This is a genomic window from Streptomyces sp. NPDC051555 (genome assembly GCF_044454405.1).
GTDB lineage: Bacteria > Actinomycetota > Actinomycetes > Streptomycetales > Streptomycetaceae > Streptomyces.
Window position 1 is genome coordinate 1 of sequence record NZ_JBITDP010000019.1, and the last position, 15853, is coordinate 15853.

A 15853-nucleotide genomic window follows, 5' to 3' on the forward strand; every position below is an offset into this window, starting at 1 on the left:
GGTCGACCTGGCGAAGGACACCATCGCGTACTGCCGCATCGGGGGGGGGGCCGCGCGCCCCGCGGGGGGGGGGGACGCGCAGCGGGGGGCGGGGCACCGCAAGAACAAAAACGGCGCGGGGCCCGCCGCCCGCGCGCGGGGGGGGGGGGCCGCCCCCCCCCCCCCCCCCCGCCCGCCCCCCCCCCCCCGGGCGGGGGGGGGGGGGGGGGGGGGCGCGGGGGGGGGGGGGGGGGGGGGGGGGGGGGCCGGTGGGCCCTCGGGGGGCGCCTCAAACGCCGGCGGGGCTGGATTTGGCGGGGCTGGATTTGGCGGGGCTGGATGTGGCGGGGCTGGACTTGGTGGGGGAAAAGGGGCGCCCCCGGCTGTGGGGCCGGGGGCGGGGGGTCAGACCGGGGTGGGGAGCCATAGGTGGTGGAAGGTGAAGCGGGAGGCTTCCACTTCGTGGCGTTGGTCGGCGTGCAGGACGCCGAGGGCGTAGGCCGTGGCCGGGGCGATGCGGGGGGTGCGGGCCGCCGTGGCGGAGGCGGCCGCCGCCTCGGCCGCGTCGCGGTGGCGGTCCAGGGCCTCGCACGCCGCGGCCAGGCGGGTGACGTCCTCGCCGAGCGCTTCCCGCGCGTAGCGGTGCACGCGCAGCAGGCGGCGCACCTCGTGCCAGGGCGCGTCCTGGTGGGAGTCGTCGATGAGCGCGTCGGCGTTGTACGGCCGGGCGGCCCGGGTCAGGGGGAGCGCGGTCACCGCCGCGGTGAGCCGGGACTCGGCCAGTGAGGCCAGCGGGACCAGGACGTCGGCCACGTGGCCCCGCGCGGCCACCGCGTTCAGCGGGACCTCGGAGGCGAGTACGGCCACGGCGTCGGCCACCGCGTGGAAGCGGGAGGACCCGAGGGCCTGAAGGGTCGCCGAGTGGGCCCTCGTACGGGCCAGGGTCAGCTGGCGTTCCAGCAGGGCGGCAGCGCGGGCCGAGCCCACGGTGAGGGCGCCCGCCCCGGCCGCGGCGCGCGGGGCGGGCACCTCGGGCACCCCCGAGAGCCGGTGCAGCGCGTCCCGCAGCCGGGTCAGCCGGGCCCCGTAGGCGTGCTCGTCGGCCAGGGTCGAGGACAGCCACACCAGCTCGGTGCGCAGGCCGTCCGCCCAGGCGGATTCGGTGACCGTCCGGAAGGTGGCCAGGGATCCCCCGATGCGCCGTGCGGCACCCCGCAGGCCGCGTGCCGCCTCGCTCCCCCCGTCCGCGTCGGCGCCGCTCTCCTCGTGCAGGCGCAGCCCGCGCAGGAAGGCGGTGGCCTGGGAGCGCAGGTAGGCGCCGAGCACGTCGCCCGCCGTCTCCGCGCCCGCTGTCAGGTCATGGTTTCGCTGAGCCACGCCGGCGCCTCCGGGCGTCTATGAGCATCTCCTGTACGTGCCGCAGCGGCTGCCCCTCGGCATCCGTGCTGTGCCGGGTCCACTCCCCGTCCGGGCCCAGGTGCCAGGAGGAGGTGGCATCGGACATGCCCGTCTCCAGCAGCCGGTCCAGGGACGCGCGGTGGGCCGGGTCGATGACCCTGACCAGGGCCTCGATGCGGCGGTCGAGGTTGCGGTGCATCATGTCGGCGCTGCCGATCCACACCTCGGGCTCGCCGCCGTTGGCGAAGGCGAAGACCCGGGAGTGTTCGAGGAAGCGGCCGAGGATCGAGCGGACCCGGATGTTCTCCGAGAGCCCGGTGACGCCGGGGCGCACCGCGCAGATGCCGCGCACCCAGATGTCCACCGGTACGCCCGCCTGCGAGGCCCGGTAGAGCGAGTCGATCAGGGCCTCGTCGACGATCGAGTTGAGCTTGAGCCGTACGTACGCCGGGCGGCCCGCCTTCTGGTGGGCGGTCTCCTTGTCGATCCGGGAGACCAGGCCGTCGCGCAGCGACTTGGGCGCGGTCAGCAGGCGGCGGTAGGTCTCGCGGCGCGAGTAGCCGGAGAGCCGGTTGAAGAGGTCGGAGAGGTCCGCGCCGACCTGCGGGTCGGCGGTGAGCAGGCCGAGGTCCTCGTAGAGCCGGGCGGTCTTGGGGTGGTAGTTGCCGGTGCCGACGTGCGCGTAGCGGCGCAGGGTCTCGCCCTCCTGGCGGACCACGAGCGAGAGCTTGCTGTGCGTCTTGAGGCCGACCAGGCCGTAGACGACGTGGCAGCCGGACTCCTCCAGCTTGCGCGCCCACTTGATGTTGGCCTGCTCGTCGAAGCGGGCCTTGATCTCGACGAGCACGAGGACCTGCTTGCCGGATTCGGCGGCGTCTATGAGGGCGTCGACGATCGGCGAGTCGCCGGAGGTCCGGTAGAGCGTCTGCTTGATCGCGAGGACGTCCGGGTCGGCGGCGGCCTGCTCCAGGAAGGCCTGCACCGAGGTGGAGAAGGAGTCGTACGGGTGGTGCAGGAGCACGTCGCGTTCGCGCAGGGCCGCGAAGATGTCCGGGGCGGAGGCCGATTCGACCTCGGCGAGGTCGCGGTGGGTCCCGGCGATGAACTTGGGGTACTTCAGCTCGGGCCGGTCCAGCGAGGCCACGCCGAAGAGCCCGGTCAGGTCGAGCGGGCCGGGCAGCGGGTACACCTCGGCCGCGGAGATCTTCAGCTCCTGGACGAGCAGGTCCAGTACGCCCGCGTCGATGGACTCCTCGACCTCCAGGCGCACGGGCGGGCCGAAGCGGCGCCGCATGAGCTCCTTCTCCAGGGCCTGGAGCAGGTTCTCGGCGTCGTCCTCCTCCACCTCCAGGTCCTCGTTGCGGGTCACCCGGAACATGTGCTGGGCCAGCACCTCCATGCCGGGGAACAGCTCCTCCAGGTGCGCGGCGATGACGTCCTCCAACGGGACGTAGCGCTGCGGGGAGGCCTCCAGGAAGCGGGACAGCAGCGGCGGCACCTTGACGCGGGCGAAGTGGCGGTGGCCGCTGACGGGGTTGCGGACGACCACGGCGAGGTTGAGCGAGAGCCCGGAGATGTACGGGAAGGGGTGCGCGGGGTCCACGGCCAGCGGGGTCAGCACCGGGAAGATCTGGTTGCGGAACAGGGTGAAGAGGCGCGCCTGCTCCTTCTCGGTGAGGTCGCTCCAGCGGATGAGGTGGATGCCCTCTTCGGCCAGCTGGGGGGCGATGTCCTGCTGGTAGCAGGCGGCGTGGCGGGCCATGAGCTCGCGCGAGCGGGTCCAGATGAGGTCGAGGACCTCGCGGGGCTGGAGGCCGGAGGCCGAACGGGTGGCGACGCCGGTGGCGATGCGCCGTTTGAGGCCGGCCACCCGGACCATGAAGAACTCGTCGAGGTTGCTCGCGAAGATGGCGAGGAAGTTGGCGCGTTCCAGGAGCGGGGTCGCCGGGTCTTCGGCGAGCTCCAGCACCCGTTCGTTGAAGGCGAGCCAGCTGCGCTCGCGGTCGAGGAAGCGCCCGGCGGGCAGCTCGCCGTCGTCCTTGAGCTCGTAGGCGTCGAGATCCGCGTCGAGGTCCGGTTCGAGGTCCACGTGCGGGCGGTGCGCGGCTATGGATCCCAGGCGCGCGTGCCGCTCGGCCTGGGAGTGCTGGACGGGGACCTCGGTGGGGCTGACGCCGGGCTTGTGGCTCATGACTCCATTCTTCCGCGCACGCGGAAGGACAGGCGCGTCGGAAGCGTCCGCGAGTGGTCGAAGTCCAGGCTGCATGAGCGGAGAGTCGCAAGCGTGTCTGAATGCCCGGTTAATGGCGTGTGGCTTCCAGGGTGTGGCTCGTGTCAGTGGTGGTACACGGGGCCACAGGGGTGCACGCGGGTGCGGGTGGGTGTAGGTGGGGGCACGCGGGATCCGGGGCGCGCGCGGGGCGCGCCCCGGTCCCGGGCCGGGAGGGTGCGGTCGGCTCTCCGGCCGGGAGGGTGCGGTCAGCTCTCGGTGCGGTACATCAGGTCCACCTCGTGGGTCACGAAGCCGAGGCCCTCGTAGACGGCGAGTGCCGCCGGGTTGTCGGCGTCCACGTAGAGCATGGCGGTCGGGAGGCCGGATGCCGCCAGATGGCGCAGTCCGACGGCGGTGAGCGCCTTGCCGAGGCCGCCGCCCTGGGCGCCGGGCAGCACGCCGACCACGTAGACCTCGCCGAGCTGCTGCTCGGCGTGGACCTTGGTCCAGTGGAACCCGACGAGCGCTCCGTCGCGCTCGGCGAGGAAGAAGCCCTTCGGGTCGAACCAGGGCTGCGCGATCCGGTCGTCGAGGTCCCGCTGGTCGAGGGAGCCCTGCTCGGGGTGGTGGGCGAAGGCCGCCGCGTTCGCCGCGAGCCAGGCCGCGTCGTCGGCGCCGGGCACGAAGGTGCGTACGGTCACCCCCGCGGGCAGGGTCGGCTCGGGCAGCGGGGCCGCGTCCGGGCCGAGCGGGCGGCGCAGCTGGCGCAGCTCGCGGAAGAGGGTCAGGCCGAGGACCTGGGCGAGGTGGCGGGCGGCGGAGCGGCCGCCGTGGGCCCACATCCGGATCCGCTTGCCGGAGGCGGCGAGCAGGGCCTGGCCGAGCGCCCGCCCGTGGCCGCGGCCGCGCAGCGCGGGGTGCACGACGAGTTCGGCGGCGGGCGCCTCCACCGGATCGGTGTCTTCCAGTTGTGCGTATCCGGTCAGCCGTCCGTCCGCGGTGAGCAGCAGGTGCCGGATCCCGTCGCGGCGGCCGCCGCGCAGCTGGAGCCGCCCCTGCTCGGACACCGCGGTGGTGCCGTCCGTACGGGCCGCGTCCTCGATCAGCGCGAGGACGGCGGTGGCCTGTTCCTCCGTCAGTTCGTCGAGGGTCTCAATCTGCCGTCCCGGCTCCTGGGCCGCTGCTGCGTCAGTCATGTGACGAGACTACGACCGCGACCGCCCGACCCGGTCCTGACGTGCCCTCCCGGCCGGGTTCCGGGGCCTGGGCCGGGGCGGGGGCCAGGGCCGGCCCGGTGCTCCGGGTGAGCGACACCACAGGCGATATACCGGCGCGTAACCGGCTCGCAACCCGCTACCCCCTGTCGTGCTACGCGCGTTGACCATAGGCTGCGGCTCACCTCCCAGTTCACATCGCTGTCCAAAAGGGGACTACATGTCAGCGACGCCACAACGGCACCGCCGAGCCCGCCGGTTGACTTCCGCCGCCCTCGCCCTCACCGCAGGGGCGGGCGCCATGGTCGCCGCCGCCCTCCCGGCCGGGGCCGCCAGTGGCGGCGGTGCCGGCCCGAGCCGCACCGTCGACGTGCAGATGCTGTCCTTCAACGACTTCCACGGCACGCTGGAGCCCCCGCAGGGCTCCTCCGGCGCCGTGAGCGAGCGTCAGGCGGACGGCAGCACCAAGGCCATACCGGCGGGCGGTGTCGAGTACCTCGCCACCAGCCTGCGCGAGGCCCGCAAGGGGCACGAGTACTCCGTCACCGCCGCAGCCGGTGACATCATCGGCGCGAGCCCGCTCGTGTCGGGCCTGTTCCACGACGAGCCGACCGTCGAAGCGATGAACAAGCTCGGCCTGAACGTGACGAGCGTGGGCAACCACGAGTTCGACGAGGGCAGGACCGAGCTGCGCCGCATGCAGTACGGCGGCTGCCACCCGGTCGACGGCTGCGCCGAGATGGGCGGCAGCTACACGGGCGCGGAGTTCCAGTACCTCGCCGCGAACGTCACGGACGAGAAGACCAAGCGTCCGCTGATGTCGCCCACCTTCATCTGGAAGAAGGGGGACGTGAAGATCGGCTTCATCGGCGTCACCCTGGAGGGCACGCCGGACGTCGTGACCGCCGACGGGGTCAAGGGCCTCAAGTTCGGTGACGAGGTCGAGACGATCAACAAGTACGCCGACGAGCTGAACAAGCAGGGCGTCAAGTCGATCGTCGCGCTGATCCACGAGGGCGGCCTGCCCGCCAGCGGGGCGTACAACTACGACTGCAACGCCCCGGGCGCGGGCGCCGGAATCTCCGGCGCGATCGTGGACATCGCCAAGAACGTGGACCCGAAGGTCGACGCCCTGGTGACCGGCCACACGCACCAGGCGTACGCCTGCAACATCCCCGACCCGGCGGGCAACCCGCGCATGGTCACCTCGGCCGCCTCCTACGGCCGGGTGTTCACGGACACCACGCTGACCTACGACCGGCAGACCAAGGACATCGTCCGTACGCCGCTCAGCGCGCCCAAGCCGGTCAACAAGGTCGTCTCCCGCGACCAGCCCAAGGCCGCGGACATGACCGAGCTGATCCAGCGCTGGAACGCCCTGGCGGCGCCCATCGCGAACCGTTCGCAGGGCTTCATCTCGGCGGACATCCCGGGCCGCGGCTCGGACAAGTTCGAGAAGCCGCTCGGTGACGTGATCGCCGACGCGCAGCTTGAGGCGCTGGCGCCGGCCGACAAGGGCGGTGCGCAGCTGGCCATCATGAACCCGGGCGGCATCCGTGCCGACCTGGCCTACAAGGCCGCGGGCGCCGAGGGCGACGGCGTGGTGACCTACGCCGAGTCGTACACGGTGCAGCCGTTCACCAACATGATGAACGTCGTGGACCTGACCGGCGCGCAGCTCGTCACCGCGCTCCAGCAGCAGGTCAGCGGTCCGGTGAACGGGCCGAACCCGAAGATCCTGCAGATCTCCAAGGGCCTGACCTACACCCTCGACACGACGAAGGCCGGCGCCGACCGCATCGTTGTGGACTCGGTGAAGCTGAACGGCGTGGCCATCGACCCGGCCGCGACCTACCGGGTCGCGATGAACGAGTTCCTCGCGGGCGGCGGTGACGGCTTCACCGTCCTGAAGGAGCACAAGAACAAGCTCGTGGGCGCCTCCGACCTGGACTGCTTCAACACCTACCTGGCGAAGCACTCCTCGCAGGACGCTCCGCTGGCTCCGCCGGTGGCCGACCGGATCACGGTCGTCCAGTAGTCGGGCGGTCAACTCGTGAGGGGCGGTGGGCCGTTGGCCCGCCGCCCCTTCCGCGTGTGCGGAGCTCCCGCGGGCCGCCATTGGCGCCTACCCGTGGGTAGTAATGCGTGGCTCCGCAGGCCATAATCCGGGCCACCACTGGGTCGGCGAAGGGGCGGGCATGAGCATGGGCGATGTACGGGGCACGGGCGACGTACGGGGAATGGGTCGGCGGGGCTTCCTGGCCGGGGCGGTGGTCGCGGGCGCGGCGGCGGCCGGACTCGCCGCCTCGGCGGTCCCGGCGGGGGCGAAGGCGCTCGGCACGCAGGACTGGATGGCCGGGGTCCCCGACTCCACCCCGCTCCAGCGGATGACGATCCCCGGCACCCACGACTCCGGTGCCCGCCAGGGCGGGCTGTACGTGGCCTGCCAGAACACCTCGATAGCCGAGCAGCTCGACTCCGGGATCCGCTTCCTCGACGTGCGGTGCCGGGTCACCGGGGGCTCCTTCGCCATCCACCACGCCGCGTACTTCCAGAACCTGATGTTCGGCGACGTCCTGGTGGCCTGCTGGAACTTCCTGGCCGCGCACCCGAGCGAGACCGTGCTGATGCGGGTCAAGCAGGAGTACTCCGAGGAGAGCGACGCGACCTTCCGGGCCGTCTTCGACGACTACCTCGACCACCGCGGCTGGCGCCCGCTGTTCCGGATCGCCGACGCGCTGCCGGGCTCGCTCGGCCAGGCCCGCGGCAAGGTGGTCCTGCTCGCCGACAACGGCGGGCTGCCGGGCCTGCGCTACGGCGACGGTTCGGTCTTCGACATCCAGGACGACTACATGGCCGAGCCCTTCGGCAAGCGCACCAAGATCGAGGCCCAGTTCCGCCGCTCCGTCGGGCAGCCCGGCAAGTTCTTCATGAACTACACGAGCACCGCCGCGGCCCTGCCGCCGCGCTGGAACTCCGACCGGCTGAACCCGCAGGTGCACTCCTTCGTGGACGGCGGGGAGCTGGCCGGCCGGACCGGGCTGGGCATCGTCCCGATGGACTTCCCGAACACCCGCTCCGGCCTGGTCGCCTCACTGATCCGCCACAACCCCGCCTGATCCGTCCGAGCGGTACGGGCCGTCCGAGCGGTACGGCCCGTACGGGTCCTCGTCGTCCGCGGGCAGCCGCGGCGGCGGGGTCGGGGCGCCCGGGAAGCGCAGCACCGCCTCGGCGCCCGGCCCGCCGTCGGGCGCCGCCCGCAGCTCGGCGGTGCCGCCCGTGCGCTGGACCGTGCGCGCCACGATGGACAGGCCCAGCCCGCTGCCGGGCAGCGCGCGGGCGGAGGGGGAGCGCCAGAACCGGTCGAAGACGTGCGGGAGGTCCTCGGCGGGGATGCCCGGCCCGTGGTCCCGCACGGTCAGGACGCCCGACCGCAGCGCGACCTCGACCGCGCCCCCGGACGGGCTGAACTTCACCGCGTTGTCCAGGATGTTGACCAGGGCCCGCTCCAGGGCGGGCGCCTCGCCGCGGACGTACCAGGGCTCCAGATCGGCGGCGAAGGTCAGCTCGGGGCCGCGCAGCCGGGCGCGCGACAGGGCGCTGCCCGCGATCTCGTGCAGGGCGACGACCTGGAGCGGGCCGGGGGTCGCGGCGTCCGGCCGGGAGAGCTCCTGGAGGTCGCCGATGAGGGAGGCCAGCTCGGTCATCTGGGCCTTGACCGAGGCGAGCAGCTCCTTGCGGTCCTGCGGCGGGATGGGGCGGCCGGTCTCCTCGCTGCGGGCGAGCAGCTCGATGTTCGTACGGAGCGAGGTGAGCGGCGTGCGCAGCTCGTGGCCCGCGTCGGCGATCAGCTGGGCCTGGCGGTCCCGGGAGGAGGCCAGGGCGCTGGTCATCGAGTTGAAGGAGCGGGAGAGCCGGGCGATCTCGTCGTCGCCGCTGTCGGGGATGCGGACGGTGAGGTCCTCGGTGCGCGCGATGTGCTCGACGGCGCCGGTGAGTTCGTCGACGGGCCGCAGGCCGGTACGGGCCACCCACAGCCCGGCCGCGCCCGCGCCGACCACGCCGACGCCGGAGACCAGCAGCAGCACCCAGGCCAGGGTGGAGAGCGGCTTGTCGACGTCGGAGAGCGGCTTGGCGATGGAGATCGCGAAGATCTGGCCGCTGGGCTGACTGGTCGCACCGATCGTGTAGACGCGCATCTCGACGCCGTCGGTGGTGGTCACGTCGTGCAGGGCGGTGGTCCGTTGGCCCGCCGCGACCTCCCGGTCCACCGTGGTCACCGGCAGGGTGGACCGGCCGCTGACCCAACAGTGGCCGCCGTTGGCATCGATGAGCTGCACGGTCGCGTTCAGGTTCCCGGCGATCTCCTGTTCGGGGCGCGAGGGCTGCGTCACGCAGCCCTCGCGCAGGCTGCGGCCCGCTTGCGCGGTGACGTTCGTGGACATCAACGAGCGGTTGAGCTGGTCGGTCAGCTGGGTGCGGACCATCACCCAGGACACGCCGGCGACCGCCGCCACGGCCACGGCCACGGCGATGGCGACGAGCAGGGCCAACCGCGAACGCAGCGGCAGCCCGCGGAATCTGGCGGCCGGGCTCATTCGGGCCCGCCGCCGTCACCGGCGCCGGCGGCGCGCAGTACGTACCCGACCCCGCGGACGGTGTGCACCAGGCGCGGCTCGCCGCCCGCTTCGGTCTTGCGGCGCAGGTACATCACGTACACGTCCAGGGAGTTGGAGCTGGGTTCGAAGTCGAAGCCCCAGACGGCCTTGAGGATCTGCTCGCGGGTGAGGACCTGGCGCGGGTGCGCGAGGAACATCTCCAGCAGGGTGAACTCGGTCCGGGTCAGCTCGACGGCGCGCCCGGCCCGGGTCACCTCGCGGGTGGCCAGGTCCATGCGCAGGTCGCCGAAGGTCAGTACGTCCTCGCCGGCCCCGGAGGGGTCTGCGGGGGACGCGTACGAGCTGCGGCGCAGCAGGGCGCGGACCCGGGCGAAGAGCTCGTCGAGCTCGAAGGGCTTGACGAGGTAGTCGTCGGCGCCCGCGTCGAGGCCGGTGACCCGGTCGCCGACGGTGTCGCGGGCGGTCAGCATCAGGATCGGGGTGACGGATCCGGCGGCGCGCAGCCGCCGGGCCGCCGTCAGACCGTCCATCCGGGGCATCTGGATGTCCAGGACGATCAGGTCCGGGGCGTACCCGGCGGCCTTCTCCAGGGCGTCGAGGCCGTCGACGGCGGTCTCGGTGCCGTATCCCTCGAAGGCGAGGCTGCGGCGCAGGGCCTCGCGGACGGCCGGTTCGTCGTCCACGACGAGTACGCGCGCTTCGCTTTCGGCGGGATTCATCGTTGGGTTCCCCAGTCTCGGTTCGGTCTGACGCCGTCTCCAGCGTGCCACGGCGCCCGGCGCGGGCCGCGGTCAGTAGGAGGTGCCGAAGCCGTTTCCGACGTCGTTGCCGCTGCCCGAGCCGTTGCCGCTGTTGCCGCTTCCCGTGCCGCCGGGGCCGCCCTTGCGCAGGGAGTCCAGGTCGGCCTTGATGGTGTTGACCGGGATGGCGAAGCCGAGGCCGACGCTGCCCGCGCCGGAGCTGTCGCTGGAGGGGGAGTAGATCGCGGAGGGCATGCCGACGATCTCGCCGTTCATGTTGACGAGCGCGCCGCCGGAGTTGCCGGGGTTGAGCGAGGCGTCCGTCTGGATGGCCTTGTACGAGGTGGTGTTCTGGCCGGTCTGGCCGTTGAACTGGCGGCCGTCGTAGGAGAACGGCCAGCCGCCGCTGCCGCCGTTGCCGCCCTGCTGCTGGCGCTGCGGGGACTGCTGCTCCGACTTGGGCACGTTCACCTCGCGGTTCAGGGCCGAGACGATGCCGCTGGTGACGGTGCCGGTGAGGCGGTCCGGGGAGCCGATCGCGACGACCTGGTCGCCGACCTTGACGTTGTCGGAGTTGCCGAGCTTGGCCGGCTTGAGCCCGCTCGCACCTTCCAGCTTGATCAGGGCGAGGTCCTTGTCGGGGTCGGTGCCGACGACCTTGGCCTTGTACTTCTTGCCGTCGCTCATGGTCACCTGGACCTCGGTGGCCCCGTTGACGACGTGGTTGTTCGTGACGATCTCGCCGTCGGCGGTGACGACGACGCCGGAGCCGGTGCCCTGGCCCGCGGCGGTCGTCGTGTCGATGCGGACGACGGAGGGGCTGACCTGTTCGGCGACGCCGGAGACGGTGCCGACGTTGGACTGCGAGACGTTGGAGCCGTTCACCGCGCCGTCGCCGCCGGTGCGGTGGCTGAGGTACTGCTGGATCCCGGCGGAGGTGCCGCCGCCGATGATCGCCGCCGCGAGGGCGACCGCGGTGAGCAGGGCGAAGGGGCGCCGGGGGCGGGCGTGTCCGCCGGCCGGGGCCGGCGCGCCGTGGAAGCCGTCGGCCACCGGGGGCTGGGGCTGGTGCTGGTGCGCCTCGAACCAGCCGGGGGCCGGGGCCGCGTGGGCGGTCGGGGCGGTCGGGGGGTGGAGCGGCGGCGGGGGGTAGGCGCCGCCGCCCCGGGCGTCGTGCGCCGATCGGTCGTGCCCCTGCTGCCAGGCCCCGCCGAAGGGCGCGTCCTGGTGGGGGCGGTTCTCCTGCGGGTCGCCTTCGCGGCGGAAGCTGTCGGTCATGGGTACGACTCTGGGCCGGGATCATGAGAGCTTCCTGAGTCCCCGCTGAGAAGCCCGACAGAACCGCGTATGCCCGATATAAGGCCCCCGATGTGGGGCCCGCGTCGGGAGCCCGGGACGAGGCCCCGGGCGGGTGGATCAGCGGCAGCCGCAGGAGCGGCGGATCACCAGGGCCGAGGGGAACTGCTTGAGCCGCTCGCGCCGCGAGCCCGCGACGCGCAGCCCTTCGTCCAGGACGAGGTCGACCGCGGCGCGGGCCATCGCCGGGCGGTCCGAGGCGACGGTGGTCAGCGGCGGGTCCGTCAGCCCGGCTTCCTTCACGTCGTCGAAGCCGGCGACGGCCAGCTCGCCGGGCACGTCGATGCGCAGCTCGCGGGCGGCCCGCAGCACCCCGATGGCCTGGTCGTCGGTGGCGCAGAAGATCGCCGGGGGGCGCTGGGGTCCGGCGAGGACCTCCAGGGCGACCCGGTAGGCGTCGTAGCGGTTGTACGGGGCCTCGAAGAGCCTGCCCTCGACCGAGCGGCCCGCTTCCTGCATGGCGCGCCGCCAGCCCTCGACGTGGTCGGCGACCGGGTCGCCGACGGACGGGGTGTTCTCGACGCCGCCGATGCAGGCGACGTACTCGTGGCCGTGCTCCAGCAGGTGGCGGGTGGCGAGCTGGGCGCCGCCGATGTCGTCGGTGACGACGGCGACGTCGTCGATCGCCTCGGGGCGCTCGTGCAGCAGCACGACCCGCGCGTCCCAGGCCTCGATCTCGGAGGCGGCGCGCTCGCTCATGCCCTGGCTGACCAGGATCAGCCCGGACACCCGCATGCCCAGGAACGCGCGCAGGTAGTGCACCTCGCGCTCGTCCCGGTAGTCGGAGTTGCCGACCAGGACCATCTTTCCGCGCTCGGCGGCGGCCTGCTCGACCGCGTGCGCCATCTCCGCGAAGAACGGCTGCCGGGCGTCCGGGACGATCATGCCTATGAGGTCGGTGCGCCGCGAGGCCATCGCCTGTGCGACCCGGTCCGGGCGGTAGCCCAGCTCCTTGATCGCGGCGAGGACACGCTCGCGCGTGGCCGGGGCGACCGGCCGGGGTCCGTTGTTGATGACGTAGCTCACGACCGCGGTAGACGTTCCCGCAAGTCGTGCCACATCGTCCCGCGTCACCTTGGCCACGCGGTGGAGTCTACGCGGGGTGACCTAGCTGTGGGCAGGGCGGCCGGGCGAGCGGGTGTGGGGGCCGGTATCGGCCATCCGGGTGACGGCCCGGTCGGCCTCGGCGACCACGCCGGCGGCGGCCTGGGTGACCGCCTTCTGCCGGGCCTCCTCGGCCGCCCGTTCGACCTTCTCGGGGGTCACGAAGCGGTAGCCGACGTTGCGGACGGTGCCGATGAGCGACTCGTGCTCGGGGCCGAGCTTGGCCCGCAGGCGCCGGACGTGGACGTCGACCGTCCGGGTGCCGCCGAAGTAGTCGTAGCCCCAGACCTCCTGCAGCAGCTGGGCGCGGGTGAAGACCCGGCCCGGGTGCTGCGCGAGGTACTTGAGCAGCTCGAACTCCTTGAAGGTCAGGTCGAGGACCCGGCCCTTGAGCTTGGCGGAGTACGTCGCCTCGTCGACCGAGAGGTCGCCGTTGCGGATCTCCATCGGGGAATCGTCGGAGCCGAGCTGCTGGCGGCCGGTGGCCAGTCGCAGCCGGGCCTCGACCTCGGCCGGTCCCGCGGTGTCGAGGAGGACGTCGTCGATGCCCCAGTCGGCGGTGACGGCGGCGAGGCCGCCCTCGGTGACGACGAGGATCAGCGGACAGCCCGGTCCGGTGGAGCGCAGCAGCTGGCACAGGGAGCGCACCTGGGGCAGGTCGCGGCGGCCGTCGACGAGGATGACGTCGGCTCCCGGGGTGTCCACGAGGGCGGGGCCCTCCGCCGGGGCCACCCGGACGCTGTGCAGGAGCAGCCCGAGGGCGGGCAGCACCTCGGTGGACGGCTGCAGGGCGTTGGTCAGCAACAGCAGTGAACTCATCGTCGCCACCCCCGCGGCAGGGTCTGGCGGTTTCGCCGGTGGTGCACGGTTCGCTCGGCCATCACGTCGGTTCCTCCTCGGTCCCGTCGAGGACATGCGGCACTGCTTCGTACGACTGTCCCGGCGGCCCCGTCCCCCCGCGCCCTGAGGACCCGTGGCCGCCACTGTTCTCGCTCTGTTCAACGTGCTGAAAGCACAAAAGGACCCGGGGGCTACGTTGCCCGGATCCTCTGCGAAGCCAGAATAGCCCACCGGCGCCGTGCGGGCCGAGGCTTCGACGGACCCGGATTCTGTGGTCCCTGCCACCTTCCGGCGCAGGTTGCGCCCGGTTTCACCGGATCGGTGGACCCCCGTCGGGCCACCCGGGCGCATCCGGGGCGCGCGGAGGCACGCCGGGGTCGGGGCCGGTAGGGGCCATCATGGAGCCCGACGGTACGGAGCCGACGATAGGAGCTGCAGTGGCAACCGGAACCATCCGCTACTGGGCCGCGGCCAAGTCCGCGGCCAAGACGGCGGAGGAGGCGTACTCGGCGCGGACCCTGGCCGAGGCGCTCGACGCCGTGCGGGAACGCCACCCCGGGGAACTGAGCCGGGTGCTGCAGCGCTGCTCCTTCCTGGTGGACGAGCACCCCGTGGGCCTGCGCCCGCACGAGTCCGTCGAGCTGACCGAAGGCGGCACCGTAGAGGTGCTGCCGCCGTTCGCGGGCGGGTGATCCGATGACCACGCCCACGCCGGACGAACAGCGGCCGCCCGAGCAGCCGCAGCAGGATCCCTTCGCGGATCCGTACGGGACCCAGACCTGGCAGTCGGAGACCTGGGACACGAGTTACCAGCCGGTGCAGCCGCCCGCCCCGGCCCCCGCGCCGCTGGAAGGCATCCCGGGCCAGTCCTGGGGCCAGCCGCAGCAGCCGGTGGCTCCGGAGGGCTGGTTCCGCGACGAGGCGCAGCCCTCGTACCCGGACCCGGCCCAGCAGGCGTACCAGCAGCAGCCCCAGCAGCCCCAGCAGGCGTACCAGCAGCACCAGCAGCCGCAGCAGCCCCAGCAGCAGCGCCTGGGACAGCACCGCGCGCCCGACCCGGCCCCGGTGGCGGACTGGTCCCACGGCGGCGCCCAGAGCGGCCTCCAGGGGGCCGTCCCGGCCGTCCCGTGGCCGGACGGCTCCGGTGCGCACGCGGCCGCGGAGACGGCGTACCTGCCGCCCTACCGCGAGGATCAGGTGGCGCCCGCGGCGCACACGGCCGCGGAGACGGCGTACCTGCCGCCCTACCGCGAGGAGGACCACCTCGGCGACCACCACCAGCCGCCGTACGTCCCGGCCCCGGCGCCCACCGCCGAGCCGATGGCGCCGGACGCCTGGTTCCGCGACGGGGCGCAGTCCGCGCCGCCGTCCGTGGACCCCGGCGCGCACCGGTCCCGGGGCGCCCACGCCGCCGGGGTCGAGGCCCCGGCGGAACGCACCGCGTACCTGCCGCCCTATCCCGGTGACGCGCAGGAGCAGCCGGCCCCGGCCCACGCCGCGGCCGCCGGCGCCGCGGCCCCCCCGCCGCCGGCCGGTCCCGCCGCGGAGTACTCGCCGCCCACCCTCGGCGGCAGCACCCGCGTCGTGGATCCCGCGCAGGCCCGCGCCGAGGGGCGCTCGCCGATCATCGATCCGGGCCCGCAGTCGGCCGTGCTGACCGCCGCGCTCGGGCTGCTGCTGGCCGGCGCGGCCTTCGGCGGCTCGTTCGCCCTGGTGGCCCCCCTCATCGCGCTGCAGGCGCTCACCGCCGCGGGCTGGTTCCGGCTCAACGGCATGTGGCCGGCCCGTCAGGGCATCGCCCTGGCCTTCGCCGGAGCCGTGGCCGCGGACGTCGCCGTGCTCGCGCTGGGGCGTCCGTACGGGCCGGGCGCGATCATCGGGACGCTGGGCGCGTGGGTGCTGCTGACGCTGGTGCTCCAGCTGCGCAGCCACGCCGACCCGGACGAGCGGATGTACGGGCTGATGGCCTCGGTGGCCTCGGCCGCCCTCGCGATCGTCTGCGCCGGGTACCTGGCCGCCGACCCGGCCGCGGTCAGCATCGGTGCGGCCGCCGTCGCGGTGGCCGTGTTCGTGCGGGCCCTGCCGCTGCCCACGACGCCCTCCGTGGTGGTCTCGCTGGCCGCCGCGGCCGGCGCCGGCATCGCGGTCGGCGGGCTGACCGACGTCGGTGTCGGCGGGGCGCTGCTCGGCCTGGCCGCCGGTGTCTGCGCGCTCGTCGGGCTGCGCGTGGCGGCCTACGACTACCCGTCCAAGTTCGTCCACATGACGGCCGGCGTCGCGCTGCCGCTGGCCGCCGCGGCGCCCGCGGTCTACCTGATCGGGCGGGTGGTCGGCTGACGCCCGGCGGATTGCGGGCATGGTCAACTAGAACGCACGTACCGAGAAGTAGGG

The 15853-nt window shown here is 73.5% G+C and carries 12 protein-coding genes; 4 read left to right on the top strand and 8 right to left on the bottom strand.

Annotated elements, in window-relative coordinates:
- Nucleotides 1-384: 384 nt before the first annotated feature.
- The 3 genes from ACIBEA_RS31160 to mshD all read right to left on the bottom strand — a co-directional run bounded on the left by ACIBEA_RS31160 (nt 385) and on the right by mshD (nt 4785).
- Nucleotides 385-1356 (bottom strand): CHAD domain-containing protein, encoded by a 972-nt coding sequence (locus ACIBEA_RS31160; RefSeq protein WP_399266538.1) that lies wholly within the window; start codon nt 1354-1356, stop codon nt 385-387.
- Complete coding sequence (locus ACIBEA_RS31165; RefSeq protein ID WP_399266539.1) at nt 1337-3568, bottom strand: RNA degradosome polyphosphate kinase; 2232 nt, start codon at nt 3566-3568, stop codon at nt 1337-1339. The genes ACIBEA_RS31160 and ACIBEA_RS31165 overlap by 20 nt, the downstream gene beginning before the upstream one ends.
- A 287-nt stretch (nt 3569-3855) precedes the next feature.
- On the bottom strand, nt 3856-4785 hold the full coding sequence (gene mshD / locus ACIBEA_RS31170; protein WP_399266540.1) for a mycothiol synthase: 930 nt from the start codon (nt 4783-4785) through the stop codon (nt 3856-3858).
- A 238-nt stretch (nt 4786-5023) separates the two neighbouring features.
- Here mshD and ACIBEA_RS31175 point away from each other — a divergent pair, with 238 nt between their 5' ends.
- Entirely contained in the window at nt 5024-6841 is a 1818-nt protein-coding gene (locus ACIBEA_RS31175; protein WP_399266541.1) for a bifunctional metallophosphatase/5'-nucleotidase, read from the top strand.
- A 160-nt stretch (nt 6842-7001) separates the two neighbouring features.
- A complete protein-coding gene (locus tag ACIBEA_RS31180) occupies nt 7002-7922 on the top strand; it encodes a phosphatidylinositol-specific phospholipase C (RefSeq protein WP_399266542.1) in 921 nt (306 codons plus the stop codon).
- Here the strand turns inward: ACIBEA_RS31180 and ACIBEA_RS31185 are convergent.
- From ACIBEA_RS31185 to ACIBEA_RS31205, 5 genes are all read right to left on the bottom strand, one after another.
- Nucleotides 7896-9401, bottom strand: a complete 1506-nt coding sequence (locus ACIBEA_RS31185; RefSeq protein ID WP_399266543.1) for a sensor histidine kinase — start codon at nt 9399-9401, stop codon at nt 7896-7898. The two genes, ACIBEA_RS31180 and ACIBEA_RS31185, sit on opposite strands and share 27 nt — an antisense overlap.
- Nucleotides 9398-10141, bottom strand: coding sequence for a response regulator transcription factor (locus ACIBEA_RS31190; protein WP_399266544.1), 744 nt, complete (start codon nt 10139-10141; stop codon nt 9398-9400). The genes ACIBEA_RS31185 and ACIBEA_RS31190 overlap by 4 nt, the downstream gene beginning before the upstream one ends.
- Nucleotides 10142-10213: 72 nt before the next feature.
- Entirely contained in the window at nt 10214-11440 is a 1227-nt protein-coding gene (locus tag ACIBEA_RS31195) for a S1C family serine protease (protein ID WP_399266545.1), read from the bottom strand.
- Between the two features lie 138 nt (nt 11441-11578).
- Nucleotides 11579-12601, bottom strand: coding sequence for a LacI family DNA-binding transcriptional regulator (locus ACIBEA_RS31200; protein WP_399266546.1), 1023 nt, complete (start codon nt 12599-12601; stop codon nt 11579-11581).
- Between the two features lie 24 nt (nt 12602-12625).
- Nucleotides 12626-13441: a response regulator transcription factor gene (locus ACIBEA_RS31205; RefSeq protein ID WP_399266547.1), complete on the bottom strand. Its 816-nt coding sequence runs from the start codon at nt 13439-13441 to the stop codon at nt 12626-12628.
- A gap of 458 nt (nt 13442-13899) precedes the next feature.
- On the opposite strand from ACIBEA_RS31205, the gene ACIBEA_RS31210 reads away from it, so the two are divergent.
- On the top strand, nt 13900-14154 hold the full coding sequence (locus tag ACIBEA_RS31210) for a MoaD/ThiS family protein (RefSeq protein ID WP_399266548.1): 255 nt from the start codon (nt 13900-13902) through the stop codon (nt 14152-14154).
- A gap of 4 nt (nt 14155-14158) precedes the next feature.
- On the top strand, nt 14159-15799 hold the full coding sequence (locus tag ACIBEA_RS31215; protein ID WP_399266549.1) for a hypothetical protein: 1641 nt from the start codon (nt 14159-14161) through the stop codon (nt 15797-15799).
- Nucleotides 15800-15853: the final 54 nt, after the last annotated feature.